The sequence below is a fragment of the Neisseria sp. 83E34 genome, from assembly GCF_001308015.1.
GTDB lineage: Bacteria > Pseudomonadota > Gammaproteobacteria > Burkholderiales > Neisseriaceae > Neisseria.
Map to the genome: position 1 here is coordinate 76,726 of NZ_LGYH01000008.1, position 15,245 is coordinate 91,970.

Annotated in this window: 16 protein-coding genes; 10 read left to right on the plus strand and 6 right to left on the minus strand. The window is 46.8% G+C overall.

Going from position 1 to position 15,245, the window contains the following annotated elements; genetic code table 11:
• Positions 1-84: 84 nt before the first annotated feature.
• On the minus strand, positions 85-2,184 hold the full coding sequence (locus AKG09_RS09015; protein ID WP_054619115.1) for a LysM peptidoglycan-binding domain-containing protein: 2,100 nt from the start codon (positions 2,182-2,184) through the stop codon (positions 85-87).
• A gap of 220 nt (positions 2,185-2,404) precedes the next feature.
• On the opposite strand from AKG09_RS09015, the gene AKG09_RS09020 reads away from it, so the two are divergent.
• On the plus strand, positions 2,405-3,109 hold the full coding sequence (locus AKG09_RS09020) for a class I SAM-dependent methyltransferase (protein WP_231623925.1): 705 nt from the start codon (positions 2,405-2,407) through the stop codon (positions 3,107-3,109).
• Between the two features lie 63 nt (positions 3,110-3,172).
• Here AKG09_RS09020 and AKG09_RS09025 read toward each other — a convergent pair whose 3' ends face one another.
• Positions 3,173-3,445: a helix-turn-helix domain-containing protein gene (locus tag AKG09_RS09025; protein WP_054619116.1), complete on the minus strand. Its 273-nt coding sequence runs from the start codon at positions 3,443-3,445 to the stop codon at positions 3,173-3,175.
• 167 nt (positions 3,446-3,612) lie between these two features.
• On the opposite strand from AKG09_RS09025, the gene radC reads away from it, so the two are divergent.
• The 5 genes from radC to ruvB all read left to right on the plus strand — a co-directional run bounded on the left by radC (position 3,613) and on the right by ruvB (position 8,699).
• Positions 3,613-4,287, plus strand: a complete 675-nt coding sequence (gene radC, locus AKG09_RS09030) for a DNA repair protein RadC (protein WP_054619117.1) — start codon at positions 3,613-3,615, stop codon at positions 4,285-4,287.
• Positions 4,288-4,510: 223 nt separating this feature from the next.
• On the plus strand, positions 4,511-5,044 hold the full coding sequence (locus tag AKG09_RS09035) for an NUDIX hydrolase (RefSeq protein ID WP_054619118.1): 534 nt from the start codon (positions 4,511-4,513) through the stop codon (positions 5,042-5,044).
• Positions 5,045-5,048: 4 nt separating this feature from the next.
• Entirely contained in the window at positions 5,049-5,798 is a 750-nt protein-coding gene (gene gloB / locus AKG09_RS09040) for a hydroxyacylglutathione hydrolase (RefSeq protein ID WP_054619119.1), read from the plus strand.
• 293 nt (positions 5,799-6,091) lie between these two features.
• The gene (gene cls, locus AKG09_RS09045; RefSeq protein WP_054619120.1) at positions 6,092-7,573 is read left to right on the plus strand and encodes a cardiolipin synthase; all 1,482 of its coding nucleotides are present in this window, start codon (positions 6,092-6,094) and stop codon (positions 7,571-7,573) included.
• A gap of 94 nt (positions 7,574-7,667) precedes the next feature.
• The gene (gene ruvB / locus AKG09_RS09050) at positions 7,668-8,699 is read left to right on the plus strand and encodes a Holliday junction branch migration DNA helicase RuvB (protein ID WP_054619121.1); all 1,032 of its coding nucleotides are present in this window, start codon (positions 7,668-7,670) and stop codon (positions 8,697-8,699) included.
• 63 nt (positions 8,700-8,762) lie between these two features.
• On the opposite strand, the gene AKG09_RS09055 is transcribed toward ruvB, so the two are convergent.
• From AKG09_RS09055 to AKG09_RS09065, 3 genes are all read right to left on the minus strand, one after another.
• Complete coding sequence (locus tag AKG09_RS09055) at positions 8,763-9,608, minus strand: 23S rRNA (adenine(2030)-N(6))-methyltransferase RlmJ (protein WP_054619122.1); 846 nt, start codon at positions 9,606-9,608, stop codon at positions 8,763-8,765.
• A gap of 91 nt (positions 9,609-9,699) precedes the next feature.
• Positions 9,700-10,476 (minus strand): basic amino acid ABC transporter substrate-binding protein, encoded by a 777-nt coding sequence (locus AKG09_RS09060; RefSeq protein ID WP_054619123.1) that lies wholly within the window; start codon positions 10,474-10,476, stop codon positions 9,700-9,702.
• A 132-nt stretch (positions 10,477-10,608) separates the two neighbouring features.
• Positions 10,609-10,860: a hypothetical protein gene (locus tag AKG09_RS09065; RefSeq protein ID WP_054619124.1), complete on the minus strand. Its 252-nt coding sequence runs from the start codon at positions 10,858-10,860 to the stop codon at positions 10,609-10,611.
• A 79-nt stretch (positions 10,861-10,939) separates the two neighbouring features.
• Here AKG09_RS09065 and AKG09_RS09070 point away from each other — a divergent pair, with 79 nt between their 5' ends.
• Together AKG09_RS09070 and AKG09_RS09075 are read left to right on the plus strand one after the other, a co-directional pair.
• Entirely contained in the window at positions 10,940-11,686 is a 747-nt protein-coding gene (locus AKG09_RS09070) for a hypothetical protein (protein WP_054619125.1), read from the plus strand.
• A 14-nt stretch (positions 11,687-11,700) separates the two neighbouring features.
• Positions 11,701-12,183, plus strand: coding sequence for a DUF3465 domain-containing protein (locus tag AKG09_RS09075; protein WP_054619126.1), 483 nt, complete (start codon positions 11,701-11,703; stop codon positions 12,181-12,183).
• Positions 12,184-12,380: 197 nt separating this feature from the next.
• Here the strand turns inward: AKG09_RS09075 and AKG09_RS09080 are convergent, their stop codons facing one another.
• Complete coding sequence (locus tag AKG09_RS09080; protein ID WP_054619127.1) at positions 12,381-12,674, minus strand: hypothetical protein; 294 nt, start codon at positions 12,672-12,674, stop codon at positions 12,381-12,383.
• Between the two features lie 100 nt (positions 12,675-12,774).
• On the opposite strand from AKG09_RS09080, the gene mutL reads away from it, so the two are divergent.
• Both mutL and AKG09_RS09090 read left to right on the plus strand, forming a co-directional pair.
• The gene (mutL, locus tag AKG09_RS09085; RefSeq protein WP_054619128.1) at positions 12,775-14,682 is read left to right on the plus strand and encodes a DNA mismatch repair endonuclease MutL; all 1,908 of its coding nucleotides are present in this window, start codon (positions 12,775-12,777) and stop codon (positions 14,680-14,682) included.
• Positions 14,683-14,762: 80 nt separating this feature from the next.
• On the plus strand, positions 14,763-15,215 hold the full coding sequence (locus AKG09_RS09090) for a hypothetical protein (protein WP_054619129.1): 453 nt from the start codon (positions 14,763-14,765) through the stop codon (positions 15,213-15,215).
• Positions 15,216-15,245: the final 30 nt, after the last annotated feature.

A 15,245-nucleotide genomic window follows, 5' to 3' on the forward strand; every position in this document is an offset into this window, starting at 1 on the left:
CGCAGCAATGTTGTAGCAAAAACTAAGTTAATTGACTATGGAAATAAAATAAGCCGGACTTAAGTCCGGCTTATAAATTTTAGTTTAGATTCCGATCAAATTAATGCGTTGGCCGGGTGTTACTGTACGTGTATTTTTGTTCCAGCGGCGGATATCATTTATGTTGATATTAAAACGGTTAGCAATTGTGTTTAATGTATCGCCTTTACGCACCGTATAAGATACAGAACGTATATTGGAAGCATTGTTAGTGTTGGTCGCGACTTTCAATACCTGGCCTTTTTGAATATTGTTACCACGGATGTTGTTAATAGTAGCTAAGTCTGCAACGCTGATATTATAGCGCTGAGAGATATTATACATAGTATCGCCATCGGTTACCCTATGCGTTCCGGATGCCAGCGTTTGTTGCTGTTGTAGAGCGCGAGCTAAGCGGGCTTGTGTACGTTCTTGTTGTTTGGCTTTTGCCAAGCGGGCTTTCGCAGCACGTGCCTCATCTTCTTCCAAACGTGCAATTGTACTGCGGATAACTTCAGCTGCATTGCCTTGTTCAGCCAAAACTTGCAACTCATCTGCGGATTGGTTGTTTTCAAGTGTTGCCAATTGAGTGTTGGTATTCGTTACTGAACCGTTTGTTATCGGTGTTGCAGAAGCTTCTGTTTTGGCTATCTGAATTTGGGGTTCGGTAACTATTGTGTTTGTTGCTAAATTTTCAGAAACCGTTGGGTGAACTTCAGACGTCAGAGGCGATGCTAATGGTTGGTTGGTCGCGATATTTACCGGAGCAGTTTGATCATTAACGGTTGGTTTGTTTGAGGCAATTGCTACGAAGCCCTCAACTGGTGTAGTAGATACAGACGCCGTTTTTGAAACCGGAATGACTTCTGCTTTCTGAGCCATTACAACAGGTTTAGGCATTACCGGTTGAACGGCAGCCAGCGAGTTGCCGATTGAGCCACCTTGCATCGGCTCTACTGTTTGTAGTTTATTATCATTTGGATTTAAATCTTTATCCATGCGCGCGAAATCAATATAGCTGGCAGCTTGATTTACGTTGGTGCCATTTTTAGCAACCAAAAGGCTGTATCCGCCATTAACGGAAGCACCTTTGATGCCGTTAAGGCGTTTTAGTTCGCTCAGGCTGGTGCCGGTTTCTGCTGCAATGCTGGCTAAGCTGGTCATGCCTTGTGTTTGGTATACATTCCATGAAAGCAAGGTTGATTTATCTGCTTTGCTGTAATTTTTTTCAAAAGTGGCAACCGAGCCAACAGGCAACAGCATTTTGCGTTTTTCGTTGGGCACGAATACCGGTGCTTTGAATGCAGGGTTCAAAGCCAAGAATTCGCTTTCTGTAATGCCTGCCAAGCGGGCGGCAGCAGAAGTGTCGATAGGTTGGTCGAGTGTGACGGCTTTAAAGTAGGGTTTGCTGTCGATTTCGGCCAGGTTGATACCGTAATATTGGGGATCGCGCACAATGTTGCGGACAGCCATCAATTTAGGCACATAGTTACGGGTTTCGTTTGGCATGCGTAGGTTTTCATACACCGGCTCCAAGCCTTGTGCACGTGCGCGGTTAACGGCGCGGCTAACGTTGCCTTCGCCCCAGTTGTAGGCGGCTAGAGCCAATGACCAGTCACCAAAAAGACCATGTAAATATTGCAGATAATTAAGAGCGGCATCGGTGGCGGCTTTTACGTCATGGCGGCCATCATATAGTGAAGTTTGTTCCAAGCCGTAATGGCGGCCGGTAGCCGGCATAAATTGCCATAAACCGGATGCGCCGACATGGGATTTGGCTTTGGTTACATAAGCACTTTCGATAAACGGCAGCAAGGCGATTTCGGCAGGCATGTTGCGCTTTTCTACTTCGCTCGCGATGTAGGACATATAGGGTTTGCTGCGGTCTATGGTGCGGGTAAAGTAGGCTGATCCTGCACTGAATTTACTCTCGTGGCGGCGCACTAATTCGGGGTTTACTTCATTCATGCGGAAATCTTTACGCATTTTCGCCCAAATGCTGCTTGATTTTTCAGCTATTTTTTTGTTGTGGTCAAGCGGGGATGCGCTTAAACGCATCATGGCCATACCAACTTGGTTGGGCGAATAAGATGATGTTTGGGCATGAGAAGCCGTGGAAATAGACAAGCCTGCAACGGCAAGAGAAATCGTTTTCAGTGACGCCATAGTTTCTGCATATAGTTTAGTAATTAAAATTTAATGAATGGTACTGGCCTTGTTTGGATGCGTCAAGCTTTGAAAAGAAATTAATTTATTTTTTCAATATATTAGAATAACAATACGCCTAAAATTTTGGCCTTGATTGGTTTTTCGTATGTTTTTATAGGTTTTGCCGCTGCATTTGGTATGATACGGCTTACGTTATCGAAGGTTGGAGATATGCGGATTGGCAAATGTAAGAAATCATAATATCAGCTGTTGGTTTGATGAAACACTTTTAGGCAGCTATGTTCGCAGTGAAGAGGAGTCTTTTTTCTCACACTCCGCAACCCGCTATGCTTTCGGCACAACGGTACAGATGGGTATGCCTGCTTGGAATTTATTGGAAGGGCATCATGTTATCCGTTCCGGTTATGATTTTGAAATGGAAGCGGAATATTCTGCATGGATGGCAGATTCGCTTGATTTATTGCTGATGCCGCATGTATTGGAGTGCTGTGATGCTTACGCAGTGGCTTTGGCCGAAGCTTACCGGGCTTTGAAACCGGAAGGGCGTATGGTTTTAACCGGATTGAATCCGCACTCACTTTGGCAGTTTAGCGGCTGTTTCGACGGAAAACGCCTGCCTGAAAAAAGTAAGTGTCTGCCTTTGCCTGAGTTGAAACATGTGTTGTCGGATTTGGGATTTATGATTGAGAGCGGGCGGTTTATGGTTTACCGGCCGATGATTCAAAATAAACAAGCCTTACGTGCTTTGGAATTTATGGAAGCTGCCGGTGATCGTTGGTGGCCTCATGCTGCCGCTGTTTATGGTTTGGTGTTGGTAAAAAGAGAGCTAGGCATGCATCCGCTTAAACAAGAAAATCATGAGGAAGCATTGGAGGCGGAAGGAAAAATGGTGCTTACACCTGCTAGGGTGAAGGAAACGTAAATGTGTTTCAATCAACATAATGCCTGTCTGAAAAATGTTTTTCAGACAGGCATTTGTTTTGGGTTAAATCATTTTTAAACGTTCTTCCGGCGGTAGTAACAGTTGGTAAGCTGGAATGCCGAGTGCGGCTGCCATTTTTTCGATATTGGATAGAGCGATGTTCCAGCGTTTGCGCTCTACTGCGGAAACGTAGGTTCGATCCAATCCGCATTGGCGGGCGAGCTCTTCTTGCGACCAGCCTTTGCTCACTCTGAACAGACGCATATTGTAGGCAAGTACGGCACGTAAATCATTGGAATCGGGAAGCTCGGTGGGGGCGTGCAATTTGTTGGACATTATTTTTCCTTGTGTATTTATTTCAACGGATTTTACTTCACGGTTGATTAAAACTCAATGTTTGCTTAACTGTTTCAGACAGGCATCAGCGTTTTGCTGTTCATTCTGATTTTAAGATAAAATAATTTCTGAAACTATCAATTATAAAACATTGCGGATTGTTATATATGAGTATTAAACACTGGCCGGAAGGGGAGCGCCCGCGTGAAAAGCTGTTGGAGCGGGGAGCGGCTGCGTTAAGTGATGCGGAATTGCTTGCGATTTTGCTGCGTGTGGGCACAAGGGGAATGAGTGCGGTAGATTTGGCGCGCTATCTTTTGCAAGAGTTTGGCAGCTTGGGGCGGCTTTTGAGTGCGCCTGCACAAGAATTGTCTAAATACAAAGGCATGGGATTGGCAAGCTATACCCAGTTTGCGGTGGTGCGCGAAGTAGGGCGCAGGGTGTTGGGCGAAGAATTGCAGCAAGCGCCTGTATTCGGCAGTTCGCAGGCGGTGGCCGACTATTTGCGCCTCCAGCTTGGGCAGGAGCGGGTGGAGGTAACGCTGGCATTGCTGCTGAACCGGCAAAATCAATTGATTAATTTAGTTGAGTTGGCGCGGGGCACGGTAGCTGAAAATACGGTGTATGTGCGTGAGGTGGTTAAACTGGCGTTGGAGCATCATGCCAATGCAATCATTATTGCCCATAACCATCCGGGTGGCTCTGCGGAGCCTTCCGGCGAAGATATTGCGTTTACGGGCAGGCTGAAAGCTGCTTTGAACTTGGTGGATGTTGCTTTGCTGGATCACTTTGTGGTTACTTCAACTCAAGCTGTGTCATTTGCCGAGCGGCGTTTACTATAAGCAAATGAACTTAACTTTTACTACGGCGTTGCTGCGCCTTAGCTCAAAGAGAACGATTTTGTAAGCCGTTGAATTATGAATAAAATCAGTTCTGTACTATGAGACTTGCTGCCTTGCATCAAAAATAAGTTTATTTGCTATATGAGCTGAATTATCGGTGCGCTTAAAAATTAAGATACAATGCCTGTCTGAAAACATACTTACATTATGAAAGGACACGCCGATGGATTTAACCGAAACTCAAATCAGCTCCGAAAAAATTTTCAACGGCACGTTTGTGTCGATTGCTCAAGACAAGGTGCGGTTACCCAACGGCAATGAAAGTTTCCGCATAGTAATCCGTCATCCCGGTGCGGCATGCATTTTGGCTGTTACGCCTGATGACAAGGTTGTGTTTGTGCGGCAATGGCGCTATGCCTGCGATAAAGCAATGTTGGAGTTTCCGGCGGGCAAGCTGGAAGAAGGAGAAGATCCCGCTGTATGTGCTTTGCGCGAGTTGGCGGAAGAAACGCTTTTTGAAGCCGAGCGCGTTGAATTAATGCGGACTTTCTACACTGCTCCGGGATTTTGCGATGAAAAAATGTATCTTTATCGTGCAATTAATGTGAGCCAAACCAGCAAACTTGAGCCTGATCAAGATGAATTTGTGGAAACCGTGGTGCTTAGCCGTGAAGAAGTGTTGCAAGCTTTGAAAAACGGTGAAATTGAAGATGCGAAAACAGTTATCGGTTTGCAGGAATGGCTTTTGGAAGGATAAAGCTATGCAGATTATCCCGATTCCTGCTTTTAACGATAACTATATTTGGCTGCTGCAATGCGGCTCGGATGCAGCGTGTGTTGATCCGGGTGATGCAGCGCCGGTATTGGATTATCTCAAGCAGCATAATCTGACATTGCGCCAAATTTGGATTACCCATCATCATAATGACCATACGGGCGGCATCGAAGGCTTGTTAAAGGCGTTTCCCGATTGCGAAGTGTATGGCAATGCCGATATTCAAGGCGTGACGCACAAAATCGAAGAGGGCGGCAAGGTTGTGTTTTGCGGAACAGAGGCGCAGGTGTGGCATGTTCCCGGGCATACGGCCACGCATTTTGCTTACCTTTTGCTGCTTTCAGACAGGCTTCATGTGTTCTGCGGCGATACTTTATTCAGCGCAGGTTGCGGACGCGTGTTTACCGGCACAATCGGGCAACTGTTTAACAGCATCCAGCGCTTTAACAGCTTGCCGCCCGACACTTTGTTTTATCCCGCGCATGAATATACCGCATCCGATTTATGTTTTGCCGAATATGTGGAACCGGGCAACACGGCGGTAAAAGAAGCGCTGCGTGTGTCTGACAAATTGCCTACCTTGCCCGTAACCTTGGCCCATGAGCGAGCGGTAAACCCATTTTTACGTACCGACCAAACGATTCTGATTAGGCAGGTGGAAAAATTATCAGGCCAAACTTTGAATGATGACGCCGCTGTTTTTGCAGCGTTGAGAGAATTGAAAAATACCTTTTAACATTAATCCTATGCTTTGATGGCAATGCCTGTCTGAAATCTGTGTTCAGACAGGCATTGTTTTAGGCATTATGCAACTCCGCTTTGCATATCGTTAAACCACTTACACAGTAACAGCGCCGTCATACTCGGGCTTGACTCGAATATCTCCCAACATTATTTCGAATTTAAAAATATTCGGGTCAAGCCCAAATATGACGAGTGTACTATTTTTAAGTTGATTCACCATGGAAATGCAGCCTTGTTTGTGTGGTATGCTAAACTCCGTTTTATTTATGATCAAAAAGGTTTGCGATGTCAATATCTTGGGGACAAGTTCTGGTTTTCCTGCACGCGGCGGCGGCGCTTGCCTGTATGGTGCGTGTCCTTTATACGCAGCGTAATACGGGCACGGCATTTGCATGGCTGATTATATTGTTTGTGTTTCCGCTTCTCGGCGTGGTTGCCTATATGTTGGTAGGAGAACCGCGTTTGGGGATGGCACGGGCAAAGCGGTCTGCAGAGATGAACCGCTTTTACGGCGAATTTGTCGAGCAGCACCTTGCCGATAGTGATTTGGACATCACCAATGAAATCGGCCCGCGCTACCGTGGTATTGCGAGAGTGGCCGCAGATATCACCGGTATGGGCGCTACCAGAAACAACGCTATGACGCTGCTTTCCACAACCGATGATATTGTAGATGCCATGTTGGCAGATATCCGCTCGGCCCAACAATCATGCTTGCTGGCTTTTTACATTATCCAGCCGCAAGGCAAAATCGAGAGCATGCTCAATGAGCTGATTTATGCAGCACAACGCGGTGTCAATTGTGTGATTCTTGCAGATGCCGTGGGCAGTGCCGATTTTTTCGGCAGCAGCTGGCCGGATAAGTTGAAAAATGCAGGAGTAGAAGTGCATGTGGCTTTGCCGGTAGGTGTTTTGCGCACGTTTTTTACCCGCAGTGATTTACGCAATCACCGTAAGATTATGATTATCGATAAAAAAATCGGCTATACCGGCAGCTTCAATTTGGTTGACCCGCGCTTTTTCAAGCAAGGTTCCGGTGTGGGAGAGTGGGTGGATGTGATGATGCGTTGCAGCGGGCCGATGGTGTTGGAAATGATGGCGGTGTTTTATGCAGATGTGGCAGTGGAAGGTGACGAAAGCTTGTCTGAAGTACAGCAATACATCACGGAACACAGCAGCATTGTAACCGGGCTGTTGCCGCAGAAAATACAGGCGGGCACGGTTGTGGTGCAGGTTATTCCTTCCGCGCCCGACCAAGCGCAGCGCGTGATTTACGATACCATCATCAGCGTGATTTACGCAGCAACCCGGAAAATCGTGATTACCACGCCGTATTTTGTGCCGGATGACCCGCTGCTCACCGCGTTGGTAGTAGCCGCCAAGCGCGGGGTGGACGTCACTTTAGTGCTGCCGGCCAAAGTAGATTCCATGATGGTGCGCTATGCTTCCCGAGCTTATTACCCGATGCTGCTCAACGCAGGTGTGAAAATAGCTTTGTTTGAAGGCGGTTTGCTGCATGCAAAAACGCTGACTATCGACGAAGACTACACCTTATTCGGCACAGTCAATATGGATATGCGCAGCTTTTTTCTCAATCTGGAAATCAGTCTGGCGATTTATGATGAAAAAACCACTGAAGAAGTGGCCGCGTTGCAGCGGCAGTATCTCAGCCAGAGCCGCTATGTTACGGTAAAAGCATGGCAGCGGCGCAGCAAATGGTGGGGGTTGGTAGAAAACAGCGTACGCCTGCTCGCACCTTTGCTCTGAACATACAATCAATGCCTGTCTGAAAAAGCTTTCAGACAGGCATTGCCGATTTCGGGTATCATAACAGCCTGCATTTTAAACAGAAACACTCACTATGCTGCAAACCGATAATCTCACCGCTGCACGAAGCGAGCGCGTGATTACACCGAAAACCCTTTCCGCCCAAGAAGAACAGCTCGAACGCGCATTGCGCCCTAAAGCGCTGGCCGACTATATCGGTCAGGAAAAAGCCAAAGAGCAGCTGGAAATCTTTATTCAAGCGGCCAAAAAGCGCGGCGAAGCGCTTGACCACACATTGCTGTTTGGCCCGCCGGGTTTGGGTAAAACCACATTGGCGCATATCATTGCGCGCGAATTGGGCGTGAACCTGCGCCAAACCAGCGGGCCGGTGCTCGAGCGGGCAGGGGATTTGGCTGCGCTGCTTACCAATCTTGAGCCGCACGATGTATTGTTTATCGACGAAATCCACCGACTAAGCCCGGTGGTAGAAGAAATTCTGTACCCCGCGTTGGAAGATTACCAGCTCGATATTATGATCGGCGAAGGCCCGGCCGCACGCTCAGTGAAAATCGACTTGCCGCCGTTTACATTGGTAGGTGCCACCACTCGCGCAGGTATGCTGACCAATCCTTTACGTGACCGTTTTGGTATCGTTTCGCGGCTGGAATTTTACCGTAATGAAGATTTGTCCGTTATCGTGGGCCGTTCAGCCGCGTTGTTGCAATTGGATATCGACGACACCGGCGCAATGGAAATCGCCCGACGCAGCCGCGGCACCCCGCGTATTGCTAACCGGTTGCTACGCCGTGTGCGTGATTATGCCGAAGTAAAAAGCGGCGGAAAAATCACCGCAGCCACAGCCGATGCCGCATTAAGCATGTTAGACGTTGATGCCGAGGGGTTGGATGTGATGGATAGAAAATTTTTAGATGCTATCTTGCATAAATTCGGTGGCGGCCCGGTCGGACTGGATAATGTGGCGGCTGCCATAGGCGAAAGCACCGACACAATCGAAGATGTGATTGAGCCCTATCTGATCCAGCAAGGCTTTTTGCAGCGCACTCCCCGCGGTCGTATGGCCACCGAGCGAAGCTACCTGCATTTTGGTTTGAAATTTGAAAAGTAATCGGATCGCCTTCAAATGAACTATGCCTCAAAGAAATTTAGTTTTCAGACAGGCATTTTAAGATTATGCAATCCGATAATCCAATTCAAATCGCGCCTGATTATCTTGCTTTAAAAGTTCGCACAACGCCGGCAAAGTATCTGCGAGCTGTTTGGCCAAAAGGTAGGGCGGGTTAATCACAAACATGCCGCTGCCGTGCATACCGAAACCATCAGCCCGCGGCGCGTGTACATGAAGCTGTGCATTTAAATAGTTTTCCGGTGAAAGTTTCATCAGGGTCTGCGGCAATTTCCGACTTTCCTCGCGGGATAGGCAAGGGTACCAAACGATATAGCAGCCTTCCGCAAAGCGTTTCTGCGCTTCTTTCAGCGTTTTTACTACGCGCTCGTAATCCTGTTTTTCTTCATAAGGCGGGTCAATTAATACCACAGCGCGGCGCGTAGGGGGCGGCAACAGGGTGATTAAACCTTGATAGCCGTTTTCTTTCTTGGCGATGCAGCGCCTGCCCAGTTTCCATTCCCGAATATTATTCTGCAGAAGTTCAAAATCTGCCGGATGTAATTCAAACAAGCGCATTTTATCGCTCTCGCGCAAAGTCGCTGCTGCCAAAAACGGGGAGCCGCAATAAAGATTTTCATCAGGCAATAGGTTTTTCAGACAGGCATTAAATTGCTGCAATGTTTCGGGCAAGCCAGAAGCTGCGCGTAAAAGGGCAATTCCTTGCCGGTACTCCCCCACTTTCTGAGCCTGCTCTCCGGCAAGGTTATATACACCGGCGCCGCTATGCGTATCGATATACCAATAAGGCTTATCTTTTTTATTGAAATAATCCAATACCAGCCAAAGCGTAAAATGTTTGAGTATGTCGGCATGGTTTCCTGCATGGAAGGCGTGGCGGTAACTGAGCATAATTTGAGAAAAATAGATGAGTTGATAAATAATGCCTGTCTGAATGTTTCAGACAGGCATTCTGCTTCAAATTAAAAAATGATGCAAAAGCTTATTTGGCAAAATATTTGCTTTCGATTTTTTCGTATTCACCGCTTTCACGCACTTTTTTCAACGAATCATTCAGCATTTTGAGCGTTTCTTCATCGTTTTTACGCACGGCGAAACCATAATTTTCTTCAGTGAAATCAGGTGCTTCTACCACAGTAAAGCCTTTGTTGGCATTATGTTTCAGATAATTGCCGACTACCGCGCTATCTGTAACCACAGCATCCAAGCCGCCGCTTTCCATCTCTTTGATTACCAAAGGCAATGTATCGAAACGCGCAATCTTCGCGCTGTCTTTGCCCAACATCTTGGAAATAACAAAATCTCCGGTTTGGCCGGTAATCACGCCTACCTTATTGGCTTTTTTCAAATCATCAACATTTTTAATGTTTTTACCTTGCGGTACCAGAATCACTTGGGTAATTTTGTAATAAGGATCGGTAAACGACATGCTTTGTTTGCGTTCATCGGTAATAGTGATAGCGGAAGCCAAAATATCCACATCACCGTTGCCCAAAGCGGCAAACAGGCTATCCCATGGTTGATGCTTGTATTCCACTTTGAAATTACCTGCCGCAGCCATCGCATTCATCAGATCAACGTCAAAACCTTCCACATTATTTTGGGCATCCAACGATTCAAACGGCGCAAATTCCGCATTCATGGCCACACGGTAAACCTTATCCGCTTTTTGTCCGCCACTTTGGCCTTGTCCGCCGCAGCCGCCCAATACCAAAGCCGAACACATTAGTGTAGCGGCAAGCCATTTTTTCATATTCATGATCGTGATCCTGTTTCAGAAAATAAATAATAGTAGGAAGAGCCAGATAAATGATTCTATCGAATTGGGCATTTTATCATGACTTTACATAAAGTGACATTTTTTCAGGCAGGCATATGTACTCTAAAAAGGTTAATGCTCTTTTTCTCTAAAGAAAGAATAAGTTACATCATGAAACAAATCAATATGCGGGCTGTCTTCATAGCTCAACTCAGCCAAAGCATCTTCAAACGCCAGTTGGATGGATTCGACCGCATCTTGCGCCATATCGGCCGGCAGGGCGCGGATAAGCCCCTTTAAAGCCGTAGACAATACGCGGTTTTGCATACGCACCACTTCATTGGCTTCTTCTAAAAATTCAATCCTTTGTTCCAAGCTGTTCATCATGTTTCCTTAGAAAATAATCTGATAAAATAGGGCACCGATTATAAGCCTTCAAATGCCAGCAAAGAAAGCAAAAAGAATGAACAATCAAAGATTCAACCCGACACATCAAAATCTTCCGCAAGGCCAGCAGGAAGAATGGGAACGTAAACTCGAGCAGTTGCGTCGTCAAAACAGCGGTCAGCCACTTTCAGGCGGCGCACGTCAAGTCAGCAGTGCGATCCGCCCGCAACCTGCCATGAAAAATCTTGCACAAACCGAAGCACGTGAACGGGCTTTGCAAGAATATCTGCGGGAATGGCAAGAAGAAATCAACGCGGAGTTTTCTGCCGAGCAGCCCGTAGAAGATGCTGCCGTTTTATTACAAGAAGACTGGATAGCCGCACAAGCAGCTTTGCAAGGTGATGCCGAAGAAAGCGCCATTGAAAGCACGCATACCGTTTGGCTCAATCCCAAACGCCAGATTAGGGGCGAACAAACTATTGAACAAAAAGAATTTTTCGATAAAGACACGCCGCCGATTTCCGCTGAAAATATTCCGGTCAGCATCAATGTGATCAATCCTCAAGTCGCGCCCAAACAGCCAGTTACATGCCTGTCTGAAAAAGAATTGCTGGAGCGCCTTACAGCAAAATTATTACCACACCTAACTGACGCCGTTTCCGGCATGATACGCACAGCGGTGCAGAAACAAACCGCAGTGCTCACATACCAAATCCAAGAAACCCTTGCCAAAGAAACACCCGGATTAGTAAAAGAAGTGCTCGACCACAACTTAGCCAGTGTGATGAAAGATATCCGCTACGATTTAAAATACAAACGCTAATGCCTGTCTAAAAAATGAATAAAAACAAAATCCTTATCCTAGCCATCGCTGCCATTGCCGTTTTCGGCTGGCAGCATTTCAACAAAACCAATCAGCAATCTGAACCAAATACAAGTTTGAGCCAACCGCATGGCCAACAAACCACCGTTCAAAACAACCAAAATTTCGAACAGCTTCTGCAGCAAGCCTATCAAAACCGTCAAAGCAATCTGCAAATCGAAGGTAGTGGTACAGTGAAAAAAACATTGCCTGATGATAATAAAGGCTCTCGCCATCAACGCTTCATCCTCGAACTAAGCAGTGGACAAACGTTACTCGTTGCGCACAATATCGACTTAGCCCCAAAAATTAAAGGTTTGAAAAAAGGCGATACCGTTGGTTTTTACGGCGAATATGAATGGAGCGAACAAGGCGGCGTTATTCATTGGACACATCATGATCCGGCCAAACGGCACCCAGACGGTTGGCTGAAGCATCAGGGCATTATTTATCAGTGATACTAGGTAAAGGTTATTAGTGATTAAAATAGGGCACTTAATTTCGAACGTATTGAATCAACTCTAGATATAAAATTTAACATAATTATGATTATGGGAAATAATAGCTGCGATAAACCAGCCATGGCCTTGATGGTTATCTAAATCGGTATTGGCAGCGTCGGTTAACATGTTTCCTGCCACGCTCATTATTACCTCTAAGCATTTTTCCACGGTAACCACATTTTGCCTAAGATATACAATGTTGCGCCTACAATCCCTAACATCAGGAAAATCAGGCCTTTTTTTCGGGCATTGGGGCACAAGATATAGATTGCTAATGAAAAGCTGAAAAACATGGCTATGGCGGCGCCCAAGCGTTGTTTGTCTTCCTTAAAGCGGTTTAAGCTGTAACTTTCCGACATCACTACATACATTTGCCACAAGGCGGCGGCGCCCATCAGCAATACGCCGAGGGGTAAGAAGTAGAATCCGAGCAACTGCTGGTTCATGGGTTGGCTCCGTTTTGCAAATAAACGAATTATATAGCGAAACCGGCTCAGCTATGATTGCTATATAATGATGTTTGTCTGAAAATTTATGGATACGCCCATGAAACGCATTGCCGCCCTGCCCGACCATCTGATTAATCAAATCGCCGCCGGCGAAGTGGTGGAGCGTCCGGCCAACGCTTTGAAAGAAATTGTTGAAAACAGCATTGATGCAGGGGCAAGTGAGATTCAAATCGAATTGGCTTCGGGCGGCATCAAGTTGATTCGTGTAACGGATAACGGCTTCGGTATTCATGCAGAGGACATCAATCTTGCGCTTCACCGCCATGCTACCAGCAAAATTGCCACTTTAAATGATTTGGAACATGTTGCCAGTATGGGTTTTCGCGGAGAAGGTTTGGCCAGTATCGCTTCCGTGTCGAGGCTTACGCTGACCAGCCGCCGGGAAGATGCTGCGCATGCTTCGGAAATCCGTGCTATTGATGGCAAATTGGAAAGTGGTCGCGCAGCTGCCCACCCTACCGGCACCACAGTGGAAGTGGCGGATTTATTTTTTAACACGCCCGCACGGCGCAAGTTTCTCAAATCTGAAAATACGGAATACGCGCATTGCGCCAACACCGTTGAGCGCTTGGCTTTGGCGCATCCTGAAATCGGTTTTTCCTTGAAACACAATGGTAAAAGCATTTTCAAACTACCGCCACAAAGCCTTGAAGAGCGTGTTTGCGCAATTTTGGGTGAAGAATTTAAAGCAGCTTCTTTGCCTACCGACAGCGGCCAAGGGCTTGTACGCCTGCATGGTTTGATTTCCAAACCCACTTTTGCCAAAGGCAAAACCGATCGGCAATATTGTTTTGTTAACCGCCGCTTTGTGCGCGATAAAGTGATGCTGCATGCTGTGAAACAGGCTTACCGCGATGTGTTGCACAACGCGCTCACGCCTGCTTTCGTGCTGTTTCTTGAGCTGCCGCCGGAGATGGTGGACGTTAATGTGCACCCTACCAAAACCGAAATCCGTTTTCGAGACAGCCAGGCCGTCCACCAGCTTGTGTTCCATACTCTGAATAAAACTTTAGCGGCCACCCGCGCCGACCAAACCGAGAGCGTGGGCAATGCGGGGGCAATTCTGCATGATATGCTTGGCGTTGCCTCTGAAAAGCATTCTGAAACAAGTGAATCTTCTGTCAAATCATCCCCGGTTTCTTACACACCCGCTTCCCGTTCACCGCAACAACGCAACCTTAGCTTGCGGGAAAGCCGCGCAGCTATGGATACTTATGCCGAACTCTACCGCAAAACACCTGAACACGATATTGAACTGGCAGCATTCGAGCAAAGCCGTTTTCCTTTGGAGCAGACGGAATGCCTGTCTGAAACCTTTTCAGACAGGCATCAGGCAGCAAGTGAAAATAATAGTGAGTTACCGCCATTAGGTTTTGCCATTGCACAATTATTAGGCATTTATATCCTTGCACAAGCAGAAGACAGTTTGCTGCTGATTGATATGCATGCTGCCGCCGAACGCGTGAATTATGAAAAAATGAAAGCGGCACGCGAGCAAAATAGCAGCCTGCCCAGCCAATCTTTGCTGATTCCGGTAACCTTTGCCGCCAGCCATGAAGAAATGGCAGCGCTCACCGACCACGGCGAAGCATTGCGCGGATTCGGCTTGGATTTATCCGCAATGGGCAGCAACACCATAGCCGTCCGTGCCGTGCCGCAAATGCTCGGTAAATCTGATGTGGCAGAGCTTGCCCGCGACATGCTGCGCGAGTTTGCACAAGTAGGTGCTTCGCAGGCCGTTGAAGCAAGAGAAAACCAAATTCTTTCCACAATGGCTTGCCACGGCTCTATCAGAGCCGGCCGTCAGCTTACTTTGCCCGAAATGAACGCTCTGCTGCGCGATATGGAAAATACGCCACGCAGTAATCAATGCAACCACGGCCGCCCTACTTGGGTTAAGCTTACATTGAAGGAATTAGATGCTTTGTTTTTAAGGGGGCAGTAATGCCTGTCTGAAAATAAAACCAATCCGTTCAGACAGGCATTGCGGCCTATTTGCTTACTCATTTATTTAGGAATATACATATGATTAAAAAAATTTCCGCATTACTCTGCTGCTTGCTGCCGCTAAGCGCCGTTGCGCAAGAATTTGCAGTAGGTCAAGTCTGGCAATACCGACAGCGCGCAAACGAGCAAAATTCCCGCTTATACATCGTGAAAGTCGATTCCGATACCCAAGGTGAGAAACAAAGAAAAATATTTCATATTTATATTGACAATTTGGCGTTGAAAAACCCACATATTGCAGGAGGCATTCAAACCACCCTGCCCCATGTGCCTGTTTCCGAAGGTTCGCTTAAATCAAGTGTAACCAAATTGGAAGAACAAGAAAAAACTGATCTGCCGGATATTTCCGAAGGTTATGAATTGTGGAAACAGGATTGGGAAGCGGGCGATGCGGGTGTGTTTACCATACCGGTTAAAGATTTGATTAAATCCGTGGAAAAAGCGCTCAATGAGCCGCTGGTTGAGCTTTGATTTATAGAGGTGATCGAAAATGAAAGCTTT

Excerpts from the sequence above, each read along its gene's own strand:
- AKG09_RS09015 (WP_054619115.1), bottom strand. The coding sequence starts at position 2,184 with ATGGCGTCACTGAAAACGATTTCTCTTGCCGTTGCAGGCTTGTCTATT.
- AKG09_RS09025 (WP_054619116.1), bottom strand. The coding sequence starts at position 3,445 with ATGTCCAACAAATTGCACGCCCCCACCGAGCTTCCCGATTCCAATGAT.
- radC (WP_054619117.1), top strand. The coding sequence starts at position 3,613 with ATGAGTATTAAACACTGGCCGGAAGGGGAGCGCCCGCGTGAAAAGCTG.
- AKG09_RS09035 (WP_054619118.1), top strand. The coding sequence starts at position 4,511 with ATGGATTTAACCGAAACTCAAATCAGCTCCGAAAAAATTTTCAACGGC.
- gloB (WP_054619119.1), top strand. The coding sequence starts at position 5,049 with ATGCAGATTATCCCGATTCCTGCTTTTAACGATAACTATATTTGGCTG.
- cls (WP_054619120.1), top strand. The coding sequence starts at position 6,092 with ATGTCAATATCTTGGGGACAAGTTCTGGTTTTCCTGCACGCGGCGGCG.
- ruvB (WP_054619121.1), top strand. The coding sequence starts at position 7,668 with ATGCTGCAAACCGATAATCTCACCGCTGCACGAAGCGAGCGCGTGATT.
- AKG09_RS09055 (WP_054619122.1), bottom strand. The coding sequence starts at position 9,608 with ATGCTCAGTTACCGCCACGCCTTCCATGCAGGAAACCATGCCGACATA.
- AKG09_RS09060 (WP_054619123.1), bottom strand. The coding sequence starts at position 10,476 with ATGAATATGAAAAAATGGCTTGCCGCTACACTAATGTGTTCGGCTTTG.
- AKG09_RS09065 (WP_054619124.1), bottom strand. The coding sequence starts at position 10,860 with ATGAACAGCTTGGAACAAAGGATTGAATTTTTAGAAGAAGCCAATGAA.
- AKG09_RS09070 (WP_054619125.1), top strand. The coding sequence starts at position 10,940 with ATGAACAATCAAAGATTCAACCCGACACATCAAAATCTTCCGCAAGGC.
- AKG09_RS09075 (WP_054619126.1), top strand. The coding sequence starts at position 11,701 with ATGAATAAAAACAAAATCCTTATCCTAGCCATCGCTGCCATTGCCGTT.
- AKG09_RS09080 (WP_054619127.1), bottom strand. The coding sequence starts at position 12,674 with ATGAACCAGCAGTTGCTCGGATTCTACTTCTTACCCCTCGGCGTATTG.
- mutL (WP_054619128.1), top strand. The coding sequence starts at position 12,775 with ATGAAACGCATTGCCGCCCTGCCCGACCATCTGATTAATCAAATCGCC.
- AKG09_RS09090 (WP_054619129.1), top strand. The coding sequence starts at position 14,763 with ATGATTAAAAAAATTTCCGCATTACTCTGCTGCTTGCTGCCGCTAAGC.